Genomic DNA, 19,989 nt, shown 5'->3' with positions numbered 1-19,989 from the left:
CTCAAGGCGCTCCCCATCCGCCGGGCGAATGGGGAGGAGGGGATTAATGGGGAGTGAAGGCGGCAACGCCCAGCTCGTCCGGTACGTTATCCGGGCGACGGGCCAGGATTTCGCTCGGGGCGGTGGCGATCCGCAGGTTCATCTCGCTCTCGCCGCGGATGAACTTGCCGCGCAGAGAGTTGGGACGCACCTCGGTGATCTCCACGTCGGCAAAGCCGCCGATCAGGGTGTGCTGGCCTTCGAAGTTGACCACCCGGTTGTTCTCGGTGCGGCCACACAGCTGCATCGGGTCAAGCTTGGAGGGTCCTTCCACCAGGATGCGCTGGGTGGTGCCCAGCATGGCGCGGCCAATCTGCATCGCCTGGTTGTTGATGACGTGCTGCAGGCGGGCCAGACGGGCTTTCTTCACTTCCATATCGACATCGTCGGGCATGTCGGCGGCCGGGGTGCCCGGGCGCGGACTGAAGATGAAGCTGAAGCTCATGTCGAAACCCACATCCTCGATCAGCTTCATGGTCGCTTCAAAGTCTTCGTCCGTCTCGTTCGGGAAGCCAACGATGAAGTCGGAGCTGATGGTGATGTCGGGACGGGCGGCACGCAGGCGACGGATCTTGGATTTGTACTCCAGGATGGTGTGCGGGCGCTTCATCATGGTCAGGATACGGTCGGAGCCGCTCTGCACCGGCAGGTGCAGGAAGCTGACCACTTCCGGGGTGTCTTTGTAGACTTCGATGATGTCGTCGGTGAACTCGATCGGGTGGCTGGTGGTGTAGCGAATGCGATCGATACCGTCGATAGCGGCCACCAGACGCAGCAACTCGGCGAAGGTGCAGATGCCGCCATCAAAGGTCGGGCCGCGGTAAGCGTTGACGTTCTGGCCGAGCAGGTTCACTTCGCGCACGCCCTGCTGGGCGAGCTGGGCTATTTCGTAGAGCACGTCGTCCAGCGGTCGGCTCACTTCTTCACCGCGGGTGTAGGGCACCACGCAGTAAGTACAGTATTTGGAGCAGCCTTCCATGATGGAGACGAACGCGGTAGCCCCTTCGGCGCGCGGTTCGGGCAGGCTGTCGAATTTTTCGATCTCGGGGAAGGCGATATCAACCTGGGCGCCACGGCCCTCTTGCACTTCCTTGATCATGGCGGGCAGGCGATGCAGGGTCTGCGGGCCGAACACGATATCCACATAGGGAGCGCGTTGGCGAATCGCATCGCCCTCCTGAGAGGCAACGCAGCCACCCACGCCGATCACCAGACCGGGCTTGTTGGCCTTGAGCTTTTTCCAGCGTCCCAGCTGGTGGAACACCTTCTCCTGCGCCTTTTCGCGGATGGAGCAGGTATTCAGCAGCAAGACATCTGCCTCTTCGGGCTCTTCGGTAAGGGTGTAGCCATTGCTGGCATCCAACAGGTCGGCCATTTTGGACGAGTCATACTCGTTCATCTGGCAACCCCAGGTTTTAATGTGAAGTTTCTTGCTCATTGCTTCTCTTGACTTGTTTTGAAATCGGCATGGTCAAAGGACCGCGCATTTTACTCCGCAATCTGGATACTGCCTAGCTAATATCCAGCTGGCAATGGTGCTCACCCGATACCTGTTGCCAGCAAGCTCAATAAGCTTTCTCCTTGATTTGACGCAGCAATTCCCCGTTTGTCTCACTGTTTATCAGCCGCCCTTGCGCTATCATGCTGCCATCCGGTTCACGTCCGGGCGCTGTCGCCGGACGCACCCTTTCAGGAATAAATGTATGGAACAGTGTGATATCGCCATCGTCGGCGCCGGCATGGTGGGCGCCGCCACCGCCTGTCTGCTGGCGGCTCAGGGCCTCTCGGTGCGGGTCATCGAGACCCAACTGCCGGAGCATTACGAGCCGGAGCAGCCGCTGGATCTGCGGGTCTCCGCCATCAGTCAGGCCTCGGTGGCGCTGCTGGAGCAGGCCGGTGCCTGGCACCATCTGCAGCAGATGCGACTCTGCCCCTACCGCCGACTGGAGACCTGGGAGCTGGACGGTTTTGCCACCCGCTTCAATTCCGCCGATCTCGGTCTGCCCCAGCTCGGCTACATCATCGAAAACCGGCTGGTGCAGCTCGCCCTGCTCAAACGGATGGAGGATTTCCCCACCATCCAGACCCACACCCCGGCGGCGGTGACCAGCCTGCGCCAGAGTGCGGATGAAGCTGTGCTGACTCTGGATGATGACACCGAGCTGGCGGCCCGCTGGGTGCTGGCCTGTGACGGTGCCGAATCCCACACCCGCAAGCTGGCGGGTATCGGTGTATCGCGCTTCGAGTACCGCCAGCACTGCATGCTGATCAATATCGACACCGACTTTGCGCAGGAAGATATCACCTGGCAGCAGTTCACCCCGAGCGGTCCGCGCGCCTTCCTGCCACTGCCCGGTCAGCACGGCTCTCTGGTGTGGTATGACAGCCCGGCCCGGATCCGGGCGCTGGCAGTCATGAGCAACGAAGGGCTTGCCGCCGAAGTGCGCCGCCACTTCCCGAGTCGGCTCGGCGGGTTCACCGTCACCGGCAAGGGGAGCTTCCCGCTGGTGCGCCGCCACGCCAACGACTATTACGCCGGTCGGGTGGTGCTGCTTGGCGATGCTGCCCACACCATCAACCCGCTGGCGGGGCAGGGGGTCAACCTTGGCTTCAAGGATGTGGCCTGCTGGGCTGATCTGTTGCAAGGAGCTGGCGCCGACTGGCATCAGCTGGAGCTGGCCGAGCGTTACGAGCGACGCCGTCGCCCCGACAACCGGCTGATGCAGTCGGGAATGGATCTCTTCTACGGGGTATTCAGCAACGAGATTGGCCCCCTCAAGCTGGCCCGCAATCTGGCCCTCAATCTGGCGGATAAAGCTGGCCCCTTAAAGGAGATGGCGCTGCGCTATGCACTGGGGCTGGTTTGACAGGTAGAAACCAGATAGCACGGGCTGAATGCGCGAAGGAGCAAAGGTGATGAACAAGGCACTGCTGGTGATCGATTTTATCAACGACATCGCCCACCCCGACGGGCGCATTGCCGCCTCGGCTGCCCATGTGGTGGAGCAGGATGCCATCGCGCATGCCAATCAGGCGCTGGCCCATGCCCGCGCCCACCGCTGGCTGGTGGTGCTGATCAAGGTGGGCTTTGACGGCGGCTATCAGCTGCAACCCAAGGGGTCTCCCATGTTTGGTCGTGCTCACCAGTTCGGCGCGCTGTCGCTTACCGACCCGGGCACCGACTTTCACCCGGATCTGGATGTGCAACCCGGTGATCTGGTGCTGGCCAAGCCCAGGGTCAGCCCCTTCTATGGCACGGCGCTGGAGCCTGCGCTGCGGGCCAATCACATCGACCACCTCTATCTGTGCGGAGTGAGCACCAGCTGGGCCATTCAGGCTGCGACGCGGGATGGTCACGATCGCGACTACGCCATCACCATTCTGGAGGATGCCTGCGCCGCCGTAGATGCCACCGAGCATCACACCTCGCTGCGGATGCTGGGTCGCATCGCCGAGATCATCAAGGTGTCCCAGCTGGCTTGATCCTTAACGCAGGCAGCACCCGAGCACCGTGTTGAGATTGACTCAGCGGCTCCCTATCGGGCCGCAGCGCTTTTGGGCAACATGATTGTCGGGCAATATAGTGCTCACATGGATAACAACAAGGATGGACAGATGCGTTATCAGGGACGGATCGCGAGCTGGAACGAGGCGCGCGGCTTTGGATTTATTACGCCGGAGCAAAATGGCGCCGAGCAGGCAATCAATGGAGCACGCAGTGCAGGGCTGTTTGTGCATGTTACGGCGCTGCAATCAGATGGCCGCGTGCCAGTGCCGGGGGAGCGTGTCACCTATCTGATCGGCAGTGGCCAGGATGGCAAACCGAGGGCGTTACAGGTCTTTTTCCCCGATCGCCCGCTCACGTTGGCGGATGCCGAGCCTTCATCCGCATCATCAGCGGCGCCATCGTTTCGGGCGGCAAGTCAGCCGCCACGCCCCACCTCGACCAGTGAGAGAAGTAACCCCTATCGACGTCGCAAGAGCAGCTGGAGTGGCAAATTGATCCCTCTGCTGGTGCTCGTCGGCCTCTTTTCCATCTATTCCCGTTTCTCGGCCGAGTCGATGGCGCCATTGCCGGTCTCCTCTTTCAATCAGGAGGAAGTCAGCACGCCACAGGGAACGACCTTTATTCGCCAGTGTGATGGTCGGCAGCATTGCTCCCAGATGACCTCCTGCGAGGAGGCAACCTGGTTTTTGCAACATTGTCCGAACACCAAAATGGACGGAGAGGGCGATGGCATCCCCTGTGAAAATCAGTGGTGTGGGCATTAAATGTGACTTATCAGATACATATGCTCATGATGTGCTCTTGTTATCCGGAACAGGGAAACTGGCCTGAAACCTTGCCGGATAGTGTTCGATGGTGAAATTTGGTCTCAGTTGGCTAAGTGGAAATTGGGTGCTTTACTCTATCTGCTGACTTTATTGTTAATAGATGGCGGTATGCCACTTTTGCCACAGGATGGCCATCATGGTGGATGATATACAGAGGCCGCGAAGTCACTTCTCCGAGCGGGCTCATTATCTGGCTGCGCTGCTGGATTCGCTGGAAGACCAGATATCGGTGATAGACCGGGATGGCGTGATCCATTACACCAATCTCGCCTGGGAGCTGTTTGGTGAACAAAACGGCATGCCCAAGGGATATAACTGGCTCGGAGTCAATTACATGGGGGCTTGTGACGATGAAGCCGAGCCCTCTGGATTGGCTGCCGTGGAGGGGATCCTCCGGGTTATCCGTCATCAGCAGGATAAGTTCTATCTGGAATACCCCTGCCACAGCCCCGACACCCAGCGCTGGTTTATGATGCGAGTAGCGCCGGTACCCGGGCTTGATGCCGAGTATTTTTCCATCGCCCATATCAATATCACCGAGCGCAAGCTGCTAGAGCTGGAAGTGGAAAGCCTCTCCCTCCACGATCCTTTGACCGGACTGGCTAATCGGCGGCTGTTCAACAGTTTTTTGCATAACGAGTGGCGGCGCAGCATGCGGGAACATACCCCGCTCTCCCTCATCATGCTGGATCTGGATAACTTCAAGGCGTGCAATGACCATCTTGGTCATCAGATGGGAGATGGCTCGCTCCAGCTGGTGGGCCATCTTCTGCAATCTTTCTGCCAGCGTCCTGCGGATCTGCCCTGCCGTTTTGGTGGTGACGAATTTGCCCTGATCCTCGGCAATACCGACCAAAATACGGCCCAGCGGATTGGAGAGGAGATCCGCCAGGCCATCAACGATCTCGACATCGTGGTGGCAAATAATATTCAGCTTAGCGCCAGTATTGGCATTGCCACCTACACGGCAGAGCAACTGCTGGAGGGGGAAGGGGCGTTGCTGGCCGCGGCCGATGCGGCGCTTTATTGCGCCAAGGGGGCGGGTAAAAACCGTAGTCACTGCGCCAGCTGTTGAGCCGCATTGCCGCTTTTTTCCTGCATGCGCCCCCTTGATGGGGGCGCACTGTTATTTGGCTGGTCACGGTGTTAGCTACCAGCAAGGGTTGGTTTCAGCGCTCGGGCGTGGCTGACACCGGCAGGGGATGGCTGGCGATCACCTGCCTGACGAAGTGATCCCGGATGGGGTCGGCAAAGTCCGGATTCCATACCATGCTGACTTCCCACTCGGAGCTGGGGCCTGAGAGGGGATAGAGGGTGACATCGGGCCCTGCGATAAAGCTGACGCTGCGCGGCAGGATGGCGTTGCCGATGCCCGCCGCGACCAGCGCCACCAGTGTCTGGATATCCTCGGCCTCCTGGACCATGCCGGTCAGCCGATTGGCGCCGAGAAAACCGGCGATCTGCTGGCTGAGCCCGGGGCAGCGGTGGCCCACCATCTGCAAAAGGGGTTGACTGGTCAGTGCCTGCTGGACGTCGAACGTGGCCGGGTCTGGCTCGGTCATCCGTGTCGGCACCGCCAGCACCAGCCGGTCGATCAGCAGTCTGTGCTCCTGTAACTGCGGCACCTGAGGTCTGCGCATAAAGCCAAGCTGCAACTGGCCGGAGAGCAGCTGCTCCTGCTGGATCGCGGAGGGCATATCCTGCAGATGGACCATCACGTCCGTGACCTGCTGTTTGAAGCGGGCCACCAGCGCAGGGGCCAGCGCGAAACTCGACAGGCCAAACCCAATCTTGAGCCGACCGGCCACGCCGCTCGCCACCGCCAGCGCATGGCTTTCGAACTCCCGACCGTGCTCGACCAGCGCACTCGCCTGGGTGAGCAGCTGGGCGCCGAGCGCCGTCAGCTCGGCGCCGTGGCGGCCCCGTTTGAACAGGGTGCAGCCCAGCGTCTGCTCCAGCCCCTGGATCTGCTTGGTGAGGGCCGGCTGGGTGATAAAGAGGCGGCTGGCCGCTTCCCGGTAGTTGGCGGTGTCGGCCAGCGTCACAAACGCCTGTAGTTGCCTCAAGTCGAATTTCATTCCAATTGGTTATCCAAGGTGGCGATTTATTGATTATAAATTATCTAATCGCCTTGTTCTAATGGCTCGGCAAGGGAGGAATCGCCCTCCTCTGAACCGGAACAAGGAGCCATATCATGTCTACCCAACGCTATCTCTTTTTGATCAAGGGCACGCTGGTGCTGGCCCAGCCATTGGCGGCCCCGGAGACGGGGGAGCTGCTCGCCAGCCTGTTGCAACAGGGGTTTGTGGTCGGCCCCTTGCAAGTGTGGGCTGGCAGTACCGAGCAGGCGCTCGCTTGTTATGAGCGTGTCGCCCAGCAGCAGGCCTTTGCCGATGCACTCTCTGGCTCTCTGCCCGAGCTGGCCGGGGTGCCTGTATGAGTGCTGGCATGAACACGATCACCCTGTCGGTATCCGCCCTGCTGCTCGATATGGATGGCACCCTGGTCTGCTCGACCGGCGATGTGGAGAAGGTGTGGCGGCTCTGGTGTCAGCATCATCAGCTTGCCCCAGAGCCGGTGTTGGCTATGTGCCACGGTATGCGCTCACGTGAGGTAATCCGGGCGTTGGCCCCGCAGCTGGATGTGGAGCGGGAGGCCGCGCGCCTCGACGATCTGGAGATGCTGCATACCGGTGGCGACGCCATCTTTGGGGCTGGCGAGTTGCTGCGCCGCTTGCCGCCAGAGCATTGGGCCATTGTGACCTCCGCCAGTGAGCGGGTTGCCCGCCATCGCCTGAGTTGTGCCGGTTTGCCGCTGCCCCACGTACTGGTGGGGGCCGAAGCTGTGATCAATGGCAAACCCGATCCCGAACCCTATCTGCTGGGGGCTGAACGGCTTGGCGTGTCGCCCGATTGTTGTCTGGTGTTCGAGGATGCCCCGGCCGGTATCGAGAGCGCCCTGCGTGCAGGTTGCACCGTGGTGCAGGTAGGGGGCGATGCGCCGCTCAATCCGGCGGTGGTGGCGGTGATCCGCGACTGGCGCGAGGTGAAGGTGGAGTTGGAGGAAAGCGAGTCCCTGCTGGTGATGCTGCCCGCCTGAGTGGTGGATAGAGCGTATTACGACCGCAGATTGCAGTATGAACCATCGCTATCCGCACTCTATGTTGCAATAAAAACGCCCCCGAGATGCGGGGGCGTTTTGCTATCTGACTGTTATTTGAAGACGCGGAAACGGGTAGCGTCGTCGATAAAGGTCTTGTCACCGGCCGGTTGCTTGATGCTGCCAAAGGGCATCTGGGCGCGCAGCAGCCAGCTGGCGGGCAGGTTCCACTCCTTGCGTACCGCCTCGTCGATCAGCGGGTTGTAGTGCTGCAGGGAGGCACCGACTTTCTCCTGCGCCAGCGTCGTCCAGACCGCAAACTGGGCGATGCCGGTGGCATGTTCCGACCAGATGGGGAAGTTGTCTGCATAGAGGGCGAATTTTTGCTGCAGATCCTTGATGACGTCGGTGTCCTCAAAAAACAACACAGTGCCGAAGCCTGCGCGGAAGCTGCCATCCACCTTTGCCTCACTCTGGGCGTAGGCTTCCGGCGGCACAATTTTTTTCAGCTCGGCTTTGACGATATCCCACAGCTTGTGGTGCTGGGCGCCAAACAGGATGACAGCACGGGAGCTCTGGGAGTTGAAGGAGGAGGGGCTGTGTCTGACGGCATCCTGGATCAGGGCCGTCAGCTGCTCCGGTGTATGGGAGACCTGGTCACCCAGGGCATAGATGGTACGACGTGCTTTGATCTGCTCGATAAACGGACTGCTCATAACATCTCCTTTGCTTGATAGTCACCGGGCGCCAGCCTTGTGGCCAGCCATCCCCTGTTGTTCAAGCTATAGACTATACCACCCGATTATCTTCCGGGCGTTTACATGTAGTGGTGACACTTTCAACTGAGGGTTAACACCCCGCACATAGGCGATCCTGTTGCTCCCCAGTGAACGGGGTTGAGGCGCGCTGAACTGCCAGCCCAGCTGAGATTGCGCCACCCAACCCTGCGCAGGTGACAGGAGCTGTCCGATCGCCAGTAGTTGGGGTGGGGCTGCGACAGCCTCCCACCCCTGCCGAGGGACACGCCATACCTGTGAAATAAAAAATTTCTTGTGGTTATTCAAGAGATTGAATTCGGGCTTGCCGGTCACGCCTATTGCTGGGCTTCAAGTGAGGATCTGCTTGCCGCTAGTCACCCACTGGTTTGCTGCCTGCCGGTTTGTATAGTGCAGAGGAAATTAATCAGATTGGACAGGAGTACCCATGGAGATGAATTCGCGTGCTCTTCGCGCACTGGCACTGCTGGGCGCCTTGCTGGCTGGCAGCACGACCGTACACGCCTCCGAGACCCTCAATACCATTCTGGGTGGCGGCGCAGGCGGTGTAGCGGGCACCATGATCGGCAAGGAGCTGGGTGGCGATACCGGTGCGTTGGTGGGGGCTGCATTGGGCGGTGCTGCCGGTGGGGCTGCGACGGCCAACAAGGGCAACAAGAATGAAGCGGCCCTTGGCGGTGCGGTGGGGGCGCTGGGCGGTGCCGCCATCGGTAAGAGTGTCGGTGGCGATACCGGTCAGCTGATCGGCGCCGGGGTCGGTGGGGCGAGCGGTTCGGCCATCGGTGCCAAGACCGGCGATGGCCACAAGAGCCAGGATCGCTATTACGATGATGACGATGATCATCACCATCACAAGCACCACAAGAAGTACAAAAAGCATAAAAAGCACAGATGGCACGACGACGATTGATGTGCGCGCAGTGAGTGCGAAAGATGCTAAACGGGGCCTGTTGGCCCCGTTGTGCATTGTGTGGTGACTCGATCGTGCAGTCACACCAGCCGGTGCTGGCGGCGACCGGCGGCAAAGGCGTTGATGTTGTCGATCAGTTGATCGGCCAGCCGCTGCATCGACTCCTCGCTGGCCCAGGCCACATGGGGGGTCAGAATGAAGTGGGGGTATTGCAGCGCCTTCATCAAGGGATGGTCGGGGGGCGGGGGTTCGACGCTCGCCACATCGAAACCGGCGCCACCGAGGCGGCCGTTGGCCAGCGCTTGCAGCAGCGCCTCCTCATCCACCAGACCGCCACGGCCGACGTTGATCAGCAGGGCGCCCGGTTTCATCAGATCCAGCTCCCGCTCGCCAATGAGGTTGCGGGTGTAGGGGGTGAGCGGGCAGTGCAGGCTGATGACGTCCGAGCTTTGCAGCAACTCGTCGAGGGGTAGGCGATCCTCGTCGTGACTGGTGCCAACCTGGCTCTGGGCGTAACGCACTGTCATCCCCATCCCTTTGGCCCGCTCGCCGAGCGCCTGTCCGAGCGTTCCTTTGCCGATGATGCCAAGCTGCTTGCCGTGCAGATCCATGATGTTGTGGTCGAAGAAGCAGAACTGGCCGCTCTGTTGCCAGCGCCCCTCCAGCAGCGACTGGCGCCAGCAGAAGAGGTTGCGCGACAGGGCCAGCATCAGCGCCATGGCGTGCTCCGGCACCGAGGGACCCGAGTAATTGCGGATATTGCACACCCCGACGTTGGCGGCGCGGCACGCTTCCAGATCCACGTTGTCGCTGCCGGTTGCGGCCAGGGCGATGAGTTTGAGCTCTGGCAGCAGGGCCAGTTCGGCGGCGCCGATCCGTACCTTGTTGATGATAGCGATGCTGGCATCTTTGAGCCGTTCCACCACCTGTTCCGGGGTAGTACTTGGATAGCTCTGCCAGTGGTGGGGGAAGTCGGGGTGATGCAGGGTGATGCCCGCATCCAGGGTATCGCTGTCGAGAAACACAATCTGCTGCATGGGCCTTCCTGCCATTGTTCAGGTTCGAGAGGCCATGATGCCAAAGAGGATGCGGTCAGGGCCAGATCGTCGCCGTGGCAGGGTTGGGCTTTATCCGGCAGATGTGAGCTGGCGCGCGCTTTATTGCGCCACGGTGGCGGCTGATTTAGAGCCAGCCCAGATGGTTGAGCCAGCCCTGAATGCGGGTGGGGGTCTCCTCCAGCTCCATCAGGGCGTAGGGGCGATAGTTGAGCTTGTTGCTGCGCCGGCTCTCGCTTTTGCGGGCCTCGGCGGCCAGCAGGGGCCACCGACCGCCATCCTCCTGATAGAGGTCCAGGGTGGGGATGGCCGCCTGAGCCACCTGTTTGGCCAGGGTCTGGTTGCTCTGCTGGTTGGGGAAAAAACCATCGAGCAGCACCAGTGCATCGGGGGCTGGCAACTGTTCGCTAGCAATGAGGTTGGTGGTCCAGGCAGCGCCTGTGCCTTGCGCCAGGATCAGCTTGAAGCCCCCCTCCTGCAGCTTGGCGTCCGCCAGCTTGCTGATCCGCTCGGCAAACTGTTTGCGAAATGTATCGCTGTTTTTCGCTTTTTTCTCGGCGGCTGGGTCCAGTTCGGTCTGCTGGGGGGAGGGGAGTAGCAGCAGGGTATCAAAGCCCAGTCGACCGAGGGCGCGAGTCAGTTGCCAGAGCTGGCCGCTGCGCTGCCAGTCGGGCAGTAAAATGGCGAGCCCCAGATAGTTTTCACTGTCGTGTTTGGCAAACAGCACCGTCTGCTTATCGATCTGGGTGGCATCGGGTAGCCCTTTCCAGTCGCTCGCTTGCCAATGGTCGAGGGGCATTGGCTCGGCAACGGGGGGCGCGACCTCGCTCGCCTCTGCCCCATAGCCAGCCAGCAAGGTCAATAACAGCAGTGATAAGGATAATCTGGCCATAGTGTGCTCCCCCGGTTATCTGGGTTAGCGGCGGCGGCGGGATTTTCTGAAGGCGGGCGGTGTGATGGCAACTCGCAAGCAATAAAAAAGCGAGCCGTTGGCTCGCTTTTTTGTAATCAATTCAAAGCGGTCAATTAGTTGACGCGACGCTTGAATTCACCGGTGCGGGTATCGATTTCGATCTTGTCACCGATCTCTACGAAAGCGGCAACGGCCAGCTCGTAGGTAGTGCCTTTCAGACGGGCAGGCTTGGTCACTTTACCGGAGGTGTCGCCACGGGCAGCCGGTTCGGTGTACTCAACTTCGCGCACGATGGTGGTCGGCAGTTCTACGGAGATGGCTTTCTCGTTGTAGAAAGTCACTTCACACAGATCTTCCATGCCGTCTACCAGGTAGTTCAGCACGTCACCCAGGTTGTCTTTCTCTACGTCGTACTGGTTGTACTCGGTGTCCATAAAGACATACAGGGGATCGGAGAAGTAGGAGTAGGTGCACTCTTTACGTTCCAGCTGAACAACGTCCAGCTTGTCGTCGGCCTTGAAGACGGTCTCGGTAGCGCTGCCGTTCAGCAGGCCCTTCAGCTTCATTTTGACCACGGCGGAGTTACGGCCGGATTTGTTGAATTCAGCCTTCTGAACCACCATCGGCTCGGTGCCGATCATGACTACGTTACCAGCGCGGATTTCCTGTGCGGTTTTCATGTAAAAAATTCCTGTTCGTGAAACGGACGGATAAAAACTGCCAGATTATATACGGCTTTCTAAAAATTTCACCAACCGTGTGACGAGATCCCCATCCCGGAGCAACTTCTGTGACCAGCTTCGCCCATGTTGCTGCCAAATGGCGCTATATCGGGGCCATTGGGCCCAAAGTTCGCGGCAATCTTCGCCACGATTGAGAGCCAGATTGAACCAGCGCAGCCATTGAGCACATTCGGCAGGCAAATCGGATAAGTTGTGATCGAGGAACTGCTCCAGCTTGACCAGATGGGCCTCCTCCTCCTGTTGGTAGATGTGCCAGAGGAAAGGACGAGCCGCCCACTGGGCCCGTACGAAGGAGTCCTCCCCACGCACCAGATTGAGATCGCAGCTCCACAGCAGCCGATCGTAACCGGCCTGATCGGTCATCGGCAGCAGCTTGATAGTGAGGTTGCCCGCGTGGAGCAGATCCCCCGCTTGGGCGGTGGTGATGGCATCTGCCAGACCGGCACCGGTGAGCACATCGTTGAGAGAGCGCCCCAGCGGCAGCAGCAGGGTGACGGGCGTGGCGCTCTGGCACCAGCTCTCGACCAGACTCTTCAGCGCATTGCTCTCGTAGGTAAAGAGACTGACCCGCAGCTCGTGCTCTTGTTTTGGCGGCAAACCGAGACTGGCCCAGTAGGCTGCCAGTCCCGCATCATCTTGCTGCCACAGCTCCCGTTCGGCGATCAGGTCGTGCTCGCACAAAAGGCCGCCGGTTTTAGCGGTAAAGCCCGGGAAGAAGAAGTATTTGTTGAGGCTTTTATTGCCAACACGCTGGGGTGAGGCGAGGCCGTGGCAATCCTCGACCCAGCTCTCCGCCGAGAGGTACTCCAGATTGATCCAGCATGGGGGGCTGGGTTGGCTCGCCATCAGCTCTATGAAGGGGGCGGGCAGCTCGCAGGCAAAGGCTTCGATCACCACCTTGGCCGGGGTCATGTCGCTCGGCAGGGTCTCATGCCAGTGCTGGATATAGATGCCATCGACCCACTGGCCATCCTGCGCAGGGTCGAGACCTGGACAGATGCGGGCGAAACTTGCCAGGTCATCCACCCAGAGCCGCACCTGAACCTCATTGCCATGTGCCGCAATATTCCCCTCCCGTTTTAGCTGGCGGGAGAGTCGCCAGGTGACGCCGATGTCGCCGAAGTTGTCGACGACGCAACAGAAGATGTCCCAGTCAAACGGGGGTAGGGGAGTTGTCATGGCGCGGGATCCCGGATGCAAAAAACCGGTGCGCAGGGTAGCACACCGGTTGACTGGCTTCTAACCGTCAGCGCGTGACGGTCGCTGCGGCAGGTTACTCCTTGCCGTAGACGTTGTTCTCTTGCTCACGAACCCGGATGAAGGTGGTGCGCTTGGTCAACTCTTTCAGCTGGCTGGCGCCCACGTAGGTACAGGTGGAGCGCACGCCGCCCAGAATGTCGCGCACGGCGTTCTCGACCGGGCCGCGGTAGGGCAGCAGCACGGTTTTACCCTCGGAGGCGCGGTATTCGGCAACGCCGCCGGCATGTTTGTCCATGGCGCTGGAGGAGCTCATGCCGTAGAACTTCATGAAGGGTGCGCCGTCTACATCGACGATCTCGCCACCGCACTCCTCGTGGGCTGCCAGCATGCCACCCAGCATGACGAAGTCGGCGCCACCGCCGAAGGCTTTGGCGACGTCGCCAGGGCAGGTGCAGCCGCCGTCACCGACGATCTGGCCGCCGAGGCCGTGGGCCGCATCGGCACACTCGATGATGGCGGAGAGTTGCGGATAACCGACACCGGTCTTGACGCGAGTGGTGCAGACCGAGCCCGGGCCGATGCCGACCTTGACGATGTCGGCGCCGGAGAGGATCAGCTCTTCGACCATCTCGCCGGTCACCACGTTGCCCGCCAGAATGACGTGGTTGGGGCAGGCTTCACGAATCTTGCGTACAAACTCGACGAAGTGTTCGGAGTAGCCGTTGGCCACGTCGACACAGATGAAGCGCAGCGCTTCGGACATGGCGAGGATTTGGCGGGTCTTGGCGAAATCTTCAGCCGAGGTGCCGGTGGAGACCATCACATGGCCCAGCAGCGCCGGGTCGGTCTCGTTGACGAAAGCTTGCCACTGCTCAAGGCTGTAGTGCTTGTGTACCGCGGTCATCATCTCGAAGCCGGCCAGCGTGCGCGCCATGGCGAAGCTGCCGACGGTATCCATGTTGGCGGCGATGACGGGTACGCCTTGCCATTGGGTCTGAGTGTGTTTGAAGGTGAACTGACGGGTCAGGCTTACTTGGGAACGGCTCTTGAGAGTAGAGCGCTTGGGGCGGAACAGGACATCCTTGAAACCGAGCTTCAAGTCTTCTTCGATACGCATTACAAATTCCTTATTGAGCCTTGTTGAAAGTCACTTTTGCAGTGGCAAATTTTCGGCAGGCGCAAAAAAAACCGGTGGTTTTCAGGCCCTCCGGTTTACAACAGTGTAGGCAAAAATCCCTTCAGAACAAGACTGATAATTTGTAAATCCTTGTGGTAGCCTTTGGCGTCACAACCTGAGGTTAACCACCAGTTTCATCCAGCACCGTTCGGTGCATTGCTCTCCTTCGATATTCCTGCCCGCTTGGGCCGCCGTTCGGCCACTCTTTGTCGTCTCTCTCCTGACCCGCCAGATATTATCCAAGTAGCTGAAATAAATCGGATTGACCCACAATGGGACTGTGGTAGATCTGGGCGCAGGATTGACAAGGCAGGGCAGTAAAATGGGCAAGATGATGGTGGGGATCACCCTGATGCTGGCACTGTGTGGCAGTGCGCTGGCTGAGACCCCGACCAGCTATGGCTGGATCGAGAAGGGGCTTATTTTGCCTACCGGCGTGGCGGTGAAGATGAAGCTCGACACTGGGGCGCTCACCTCTTCCCTTGATGCACGCTCCATCACCAGATTCAAACGGGATGGCAAGCCCTGGGTGCGCTTCATGCTGGTGGTGACCGATGCCGACAGCGGCAAACTGGTCAAACAACAGTTCGAACGGCGGGTCGAGCGCAGCGTGACGGTGCGCGGGGCGGGCGGTATGGAGCAGCGGCCAACGGTGACCATGTCCATCTGTCTGGGAGACAAGGTGTATGAGGAGTGGTTCACCCTGCGGGATCGCAGCAAGATGATCTATCCGGTGCTGCTGGGCCGACGTCTGCTGGCGGAGCTGGGCCCGGTGGATGCCAGTCGAACCTTTACCGTACAGCCCGCCTGCCGTTAGGGGCAATTTCGGCGTGAATCTAAAAAACGCCGTTTCACAGCTAAATCCCCGCCCCTCTACCAGAGGTAGCATCTCCACCATACCCTGAAGTGTGCGAGCTCGTTCGCCAGCAAGGGCTTGAGCGTGGAGTGCATCATAGTGAAACCCTATCAACAAATCGTATCTGAATGGCTATTGCTCGCGGGCGAACAGCAGGGCGTAGCCTTGAGTCTGGGCAGCGATGGCCACTGTCGTGTGCCATTCGGTCTGGATGGCGAGTGCCTGGTCGAAGTGCCCGATAACGATGAGCTGCAGGCATGCTACCTTTATATCCCCTTGCTGCGTCTGCCTGACGATGCGGTCAGTCAGTTGCAGCTGACCCGCTCGGCCCTTGAGCTGAACATGTTTGGTTTGGCCACGGGGGGAAGTCAGATCAGTCTGGACAGTCGCAGCAATCATCTGGTGCTGACCTTTTCCTCTCTCATCGAGATGCTCGATAAAACCCTGTTTATGCAAACCCTGGGTGAATTTCTTGATCTCGGCGTCACCTTGCAGACGCAGTTGCAGGCGTTGAGCGCCCGGCAGGAGACAGCTGCCATTCCCTCCCCGTTATCTGGCGTCATGATCCCGTGTTGATGGATCGTCATTGGTATTAATCAGGAGTAGAAGATGTCTATTCAAAGCATTGGACAACCCCAGCGCGCTACCGCTGTGGCCTCTCATGAGCATGGGGAGGTGCAATCCTCATCTCGCCAGCACTCGGTTCATCATAATCTGGCCTCTCACTATACCAGCCTCGGCTTCGGCTCCCGGGTTCAGCCGGGCAAGGTCTTGAACACCTCGCTCAAGTGGTTGACCCTCAGTGCCCCGGCTCGCAAGATTGGCATCGCCATCCAGGGCGGCCATGACTCCCATGCCCAGAGCGCCAAGGGCAAAGCCCGTTACTGGACGGGCGCCATCATCAAAGGGCTGGCCAATATCACCGGTGGTGTCAGCAGCGTGGCCAGCGGTGCGGTGACGGCAGGAGTGGCCGGGATGAAAAACCTTGGCGAGTCAGCGGCGCGTCTGGTGGCCTCCTCCTCTCTGGGGTTGGCGGGGAGCGTGATGAAGGGGGCCTCCCATCTGCCGCTCGGTATGTCAGAGCGGTTGCAACAGGGCTCACAGCAGGCCTTGAGTGCCGCCAAGGGGATCATCAAACCGGCCTTCGTGGCGAAGGCGCAGCAGGAACCGCTGACTGCCGAGGGGGCGAGAGCGGTGATGGATGCGGCCCAGCTGGCGCGGGTCAGCTGCTCCAGCAGTTATCGGGAGATGCCGGCAGGCTACAGTCACGCCACGCTGGCAGATATTCCCCCTTCGATATTGGCCCGCCGTGAAGATGGTTCCGGTGGCACCGGGAGTGCCCTGACACTTCATGTCACCCCGGGCAAGAACGAGAATGACCCCTTTATCCTGACAGGTGATGCCTGGTCTGCGCTCAAGGTCGCCGTTTACAAGCGTGGCGATACCATGGTGCTCTCGTTTGTGGGCACTCAGCCTGCCAAACGCCCCGGCACCCTGAAGAGCGATGCTGGCGCGGCCCTTGGCATCAAGGACAGCGCGTTTCAAGATGCCGACCGGCTGGTGAAGGCCTTTGCCCAGCAGTATGGCTGCAAGGTCGAGGTGCTAGGCCACTCATTGGGGGGCGGTCTGGCGCAATATGCCGGCATCAAGCACGGGCTCAAGGTCACGGCGTTCAACAGCATGGGGCTGCATGTCGGATTGCGGGATCGCCTCGCTCACAAGCTGGACGATGCCAATGTCACCCACGTCAACACCAGCGGGGATCCGCTGAGCCAGAAGGTGGAACACGGTGTGTTCGGGCTGGATGCCTCTTCCCAGGTGGGCAAGCGTTATGTGATTGAACACTCTGGCGGGCATCGCATGGAGGCGGTGACGGCAGGTCTGGATGCGCTGCTTGCCTGATCTGCCGGTGATGGCGCGGCGACAAGTCGCGTAGCATCAGCGTGCTAATTATCTATAAACAACGCCTCCCTCGGGAGGCGTTGTCATTTTCGGATCAGGGCAGGGAGTGGGTGTGGGTCGGTAGCCAGACGCTCACCTCCAGCCCCCCTTCCGGCCGGTTGTGGACATCGAGGTCGGCGCCGTGCAGCTGGGCGATGCGTGAGACGATGGCCATGCCGAGCCCCACGCCATCCCCCTGCTGGGGATTGACCCGAAAGAAGCGTTCATACAGCCGGGGCAAGGCACTGGCGGGAATGCCGGGGCCGTTGTCACTCACATCCACCCTCACCCGGTTGCCCTCTCGCAGTACCCGCACCCTGATCTCGCCCTCCGGCTGGGTATAGCGCAGCGCATTGTCGATGAGATTGCTGAACAGCAGATCGAGCAGGGTGGCCTGCCCCATCACCAGCAGCGGCAATTCACACTCCAGCGACAGCTGCTGATCCTTCTTGAGCGCGATGGGAGCAAGCGTTGCCAGGGTGCCTTGCAGCAGGTGACCCACCTCCAGTTCGGTCAATACCAGCCCCTGCTGGTTGTCGATGCGGGCCTGGGTCAGCAGTTGGCGGATCAGCCGATCGCTGCGATCGAGGGCCTGCAGCATCTTGTGCAGGGATTGCTGGCGGCTCACTTCATCTTCGGCCGCAAGGGCATTTTCACTGTGGATCCGCAGTACCGCCAGCGGGGTGCGCAGCTCGTGGGCCGCCTCGTTGGTGAACTGCTTCTCCCGCTCTATGGTTTCCGCCAGCGCCTGCATCAGCCGGTTGATCTCGTTGGTGAGGGGCGTCAGCTCCTGAGCGCTTGTCTTGAGGCTGAGGGGGCTCAGGTTGGCGGGGTGACGCTCGCTGATGGCCTGGGCCAGCTGACGCAGGGGGGCCAGCCCGCGGGTGATGAGCCACCAGAGCAGGGCCAGCAGGAACGGCAGGGTGATCAGCAGCGGCAGCATGGTGAGGGTGGCCATCTTGCTGGCCAGTTCGCTGCGCTCGTCGTCCCGCTCGGCCACCACCAGCCAGGTCTGCTCCTGCTGGTTGTAGAGAGTGAAGGTGCGCCACTGGTGATTATCTTTTTCGACCGTGTCGAAGCCGATAGCCAGGGTGACCAGCGGCTGATCAGGGGCGCTGGGGGCGCGCAGCAGCAAGCCGCCCTTTTCATCGAGCAGCTGGAAGTAGAGATTGCGTTCGAACTCATGGCCGTAGGGGGTGATCTCCCGATCCTCGCCGGTCAGGTTGAGGCCGGGATCTTTTTGCCACTCATCGGGGTTTTGCGCCTCCCACTCCTGATAGACGGTGCCGTTGGCGGGCAACTGCCCCTGCTGGGCCATGTAGCGGGCCAGCAGCTGGTTGGTGATGCGGGCCGACTGGGCGAGGCGGGCATCAAACAGCTCCTCCATTTCGTGGCTCGCCTCCATGTAGCCGATAAAGGCGCTGATGGTAAGACTCAGGCTCACCAGCGTCAGGATACCGGTGAGCAGAAAGCGGCGAATGGAGCGGGGACGTTTCATCGTGCGGGTGTCCGGCTTGGCTGTTCGAGCTGGGGAATGATGTAACCGACCCCGCGAATATTGCGGATGAGGTCGCTGTAGAACTTCTTGCGCAGATGGTGGATATGCACCTCTACCGCGTTGCTCTCGGCCCCTTCATCCCAGCCGTAGAGGCTCTGTTGCAGCTGATCCTTGCTCAGCACCCGGCCGCTCTGGCTGATCAGCTCCTGCAGCAACTTGTATTCATGGGGGGTGAGTTTGACCGCCTCGCCCTGATAGGTGACCTGCTGGGATTCTGGATAGATAAGGATATCGCCATACTCCAGCACCGCCTGAGCCTGCCCCTTGCTGCGGCGAACCAGGGCGCGCAGGCGGGCGTTGAGCTCCTGCAGGGCGAAGGGCTTGACCATGTAGTCGTCGGAGCCGGCATCGAGGCCGACCACCCGATCGTCCAGCGCATCGCGGGCGGTGAGGATCAACACCGGCAACTGGTGGCCCTCTCGCCGCAGCTTGCGCAGCAGGCTGAGGCCATCGATGTCGGGCAGGTTGAGATCGAGGATCAGGGCGGCGAACTCGTCACTCTTGAGGGCTGCCAGAGCGGGCAACCCCTGTTGCAGCCAGTCCACCGTATAGCCGCTATGGCGCAGTGCATCCTGCATACCATCCCCCAGCATCACATCATCTTCTACCAGCAGGATCCGCATTCTTTTCTCCCTGTTTGTTGGGTGTGGCGATCTGGCTCAGCGCCAGGGCGTGCCGTGGCATAAACAACCCTGCCCACCAGTATGCAAGCTGGTGGGCAGAGTTTAAATAGTTCTTTGATCCATCAGGGTTTTATAGCTTGGCCAGCCGATCGCGGATCTCCATTCTACGCCCTTCATCGGCCACTTCGCGACCCAGGCGGGCCGGGGCGGCCAGCGCCTTGTCGAGGTAGGTTTTGGCCTCGGCCTTGCGACCCTGATCCAGCAGGAAGTCACCGTAGAAGAAGTTGGGATCGATGCCATCGGGATTGATGGCCAGCGCCTGCTTGAGCAGTTGCTCTGCCTTTTCGTCATCGCCAAAGCCGACCGGCCAGCCGGGCACCTGATAGTAGAGGGAGCCCAGACTGGTATAGGCGGAGCCGTCCAGCGCCTTGGGATCCTGTTTGAGTGCCAGCTCCAGCTTGGCTTTGGCCTCTTTCACCAGACCCAGTGCCCCCAGCCCCCCTTTGGCCCCCGCCCAGGTGCTCTTGACGATGGCCGACCAGATCAGCAGATCGGCGCGAAAAGGCTCCTTGGCGCTGGCCGCTTCGGCCTGGGTGCTCAAGGTTTCGAGGCAGCTCTCTTTCGCCTTGCCGCTCTGTTGATACTGGCAGGCGGCCCACTGTTGCTGGATGGGGACGAGGGCATCACTCGCGGCCATGACTGAGGTGGATCCCAGCAGGATGGCGATGGCACAAGAGGTCACGGATTGACGGAAAAAATTCATA

The 19,989-nt window shown here is 60.4% G+C and carries 21 protein-coding genes; 10 read left to right on the top strand and 11 right to left on the bottom strand.

From position 1 onward, the window contains the following. Positions 1-43: 43 nt before the first annotated feature. Positions 44-1,477 (bottom strand): tRNA (N6-isopentenyl adenosine(37)-C2)-methylthiotransferase MiaB, encoded by a 1,434-nt coding sequence (miaB, locus tag VF684_RS08095; protein ID WP_005335132.1) that lies wholly within the window; start codon positions 1,475-1,477, stop codon positions 44-46. 265 nt (positions 1,478-1,742) lie between these two features. Between miaB and VF684_RS08090 the strand changes: the two genes are divergently transcribed. The 4 genes from VF684_RS08090 to VF684_RS08075 all read left to right on the top strand — a co-directional run bounded on the left by VF684_RS08090 (position 1,743) and on the right by VF684_RS08075 (position 5,449). Next, a complete protein-coding gene (locus tag VF684_RS08090; protein ID WP_139439950.1) occupies positions 1,743-2,906 on the top strand; it encodes an FAD-dependent oxidoreductase in 1,164 nt (387 codons plus the stop codon). 49 nt (positions 2,907-2,955) lie between these two features. Further along, positions 2,956-3,522, top strand: coding sequence for a cysteine hydrolase family protein (locus VF684_RS08085; RefSeq protein WP_139439951.1), 567 nt, complete (start codon positions 2,956-2,958; stop codon positions 3,520-3,522). Between the two features lie 132 nt (positions 3,523-3,654). Next, entirely contained in the window at positions 3,655-4,311 is a 657-nt protein-coding gene (locus VF684_RS08080) for an excalibur calcium-binding domain-containing protein (RefSeq protein WP_139439968.1), read from the top strand. 199 nt (positions 4,312-4,510) lie between these two features. Then, entirely contained in the window at positions 4,511-5,449 is a 939-nt protein-coding gene (locus VF684_RS08075; RefSeq protein ID WP_139439952.1) for a sensor domain-containing diguanylate cyclase, read from the top strand. A gap of 94 nt (positions 5,450-5,543) precedes the next feature. On the opposite strand, the gene VF684_RS08070 is transcribed toward VF684_RS08075, so the two are convergent. After that, entirely contained in the window at positions 5,544-6,452 is a 909-nt protein-coding gene (locus tag VF684_RS08070) for a LysR family transcriptional regulator (protein ID WP_139439953.1), read from the bottom strand. Positions 6,453-6,568: 116 nt separating this feature from the next. On the opposite strand from VF684_RS08070, the gene VF684_RS08065 reads away from it, so the two are divergent. Further along, positions 6,569-6,814, top strand: coding sequence for a hypothetical protein (locus VF684_RS08065; protein ID WP_123172510.1), 246 nt, complete (start codon positions 6,569-6,571; stop codon positions 6,812-6,814). Between the two features lie 8 nt (positions 6,815-6,822). Further along, positions 6,823-7,473, top strand: coding sequence for an HAD-IA family hydrolase (locus tag VF684_RS08060; protein ID WP_139439954.1), 651 nt, complete (start codon positions 6,823-6,825; stop codon positions 7,471-7,473). Positions 7,474-7,586: 113 nt separating this feature from the next. Here VF684_RS08060 and VF684_RS08055 read toward each other — a convergent pair whose 3' ends face one another. Next, positions 7,587-8,189: a nitroreductase family protein gene (locus tag VF684_RS08055; protein ID WP_139439955.1), complete on the bottom strand. Its 603-nt coding sequence runs from the start codon at positions 8,187-8,189 to the stop codon at positions 7,587-7,589. A 487-nt stretch (positions 8,190-8,676) separates the two neighbouring features. Between VF684_RS08055 and VF684_RS08050 the strand changes: the two genes are divergently transcribed. After that, positions 8,677-9,159, top strand: coding sequence for a YMGG-like glycine zipper-containing protein (locus tag VF684_RS08050; protein WP_005354064.1), 483 nt, complete (start codon positions 8,677-8,679; stop codon positions 9,157-9,159). A gap of 80 nt (positions 9,160-9,239) precedes the next feature. Here VF684_RS08050 and VF684_RS08045 read toward each other — a convergent pair whose 3' ends face one another. From VF684_RS08045 to VF684_RS08025, 5 genes are all read right to left on the bottom strand, one after another. Further along, the gene (locus VF684_RS08045; protein WP_139439956.1) at positions 9,240-10,196 is read right to left on the bottom strand and encodes a D-2-hydroxyacid dehydrogenase; all 957 of its coding nucleotides are present in this window, start codon (positions 10,194-10,196) and stop codon (positions 9,240-9,242) included. Positions 10,197-10,341: 145 nt separating this feature from the next. Continuing rightward, positions 10,342-11,106: a DUF3530 family protein gene (locus tag VF684_RS08040; protein WP_139439957.1), complete on the bottom strand. Its 765-nt coding sequence runs from the start codon at positions 11,104-11,106 to the stop codon at positions 10,342-10,344. A 134-nt stretch (positions 11,107-11,240) separates the two neighbouring features. Continuing rightward, positions 11,241-11,807, bottom strand: a complete 567-nt coding sequence (gene efp, locus VF684_RS08035; RefSeq protein ID WP_005335100.1) for an elongation factor P — start codon at positions 11,805-11,807, stop codon at positions 11,241-11,243. A gap of 45 nt (positions 11,808-11,852) precedes the next feature. Next, positions 11,853-13,049 carry an elongation factor P maturation arginine rhamnosyltransferase EarP gene (earP, locus tag VF684_RS08030; protein ID WP_376899849.1) on the bottom strand — a complete coding sequence of 399 codons (1,197 nt, stop codon included), beginning with the start codon at positions 13,047-13,049 and terminating at the stop codon, positions 11,853-11,855. 94 nt (positions 13,050-13,143) lie between these two features. Continuing rightward, the gene (locus tag VF684_RS08025) at positions 13,144-14,187 is read right to left on the bottom strand and encodes a GMP reductase (RefSeq protein ID WP_139439959.1); all 1,044 of its coding nucleotides are present in this window, start codon (positions 14,185-14,187) and stop codon (positions 13,144-13,146) included. Positions 14,188-14,569: 382 nt separating this feature from the next. Here VF684_RS08025 and rloA3 point away from each other — a divergent pair, with 382 nt between their 5' ends. The 3 genes from rloA3 to VF684_RS08010 all read left to right on the top strand — a co-directional run bounded on the left by rloA3 (position 14,570) and on the right by VF684_RS08010 (position 17,005). Further along, positions 14,570-15,064, top strand: coding sequence for a retropepsin-like aspartic peptidase RloA3 (gene rloA3, locus VF684_RS08020; protein ID WP_139439960.1), 495 nt, complete (start codon positions 14,570-14,572; stop codon positions 15,062-15,064). A 138-nt stretch (positions 15,065-15,202) separates the two neighbouring features. Further along, entirely contained in the window at positions 15,203-15,679 is a 477-nt protein-coding gene (locus VF684_RS08015; RefSeq protein ID WP_234879851.1) for a CesT family type III secretion system chaperone, read from the top strand. A gap of 33 nt (positions 15,680-15,712) precedes the next feature. Then, positions 15,713-17,005, top strand: coding sequence for a phospholipase (locus tag VF684_RS08010; RefSeq protein WP_139439961.1), 1,293 nt, complete (start codon positions 15,713-15,715; stop codon positions 17,003-17,005). Between the two features lie 94 nt (positions 17,006-17,099). Here the strand turns inward: VF684_RS08010 and VF684_RS08005 are convergent, their stop codons facing one another. The 3 genes from VF684_RS08005 to VF684_RS07995 form a co-directional block, all read right to left on the bottom strand. Then, entirely contained in the window at positions 17,100-18,542 is a 1,443-nt protein-coding gene (locus VF684_RS08005) for an ATP-binding protein (protein WP_139439962.1), read from the bottom strand. Continuing rightward, complete coding sequence (locus VF684_RS08000; protein WP_005335091.1) at positions 18,539-19,225, bottom strand: response regulator; 687 nt, start codon at positions 19,223-19,225, stop codon at positions 18,539-18,541. The genes VF684_RS08005 and VF684_RS08000 overlap by 4 nt, the downstream gene beginning before the upstream one ends. A gap of 130 nt (positions 19,226-19,355) precedes the next feature. Beyond that, positions 19,356-19,988, bottom strand: coding sequence for a tetratricopeptide repeat protein (locus tag VF684_RS07995; protein ID WP_201998445.1), 633 nt, complete (start codon positions 19,986-19,988; stop codon positions 19,356-19,358). Position 19,989: the final 1 nt, after the last annotated feature.

The sequence above is a fragment of the Aeromonas sp. Lyrl_2 genome (assembly GCF_051948815.1).
Classification (GTDB): domain Bacteria; phylum Pseudomonadota; class Gammaproteobacteria; order Enterobacterales; family Aeromonadaceae; genus Aeromonas; species Aeromonas veronii.
Note: the sequence above shows the minus strand (reverse complement) of the source record. Positions and strands in the feature narration are given on the sequence as shown.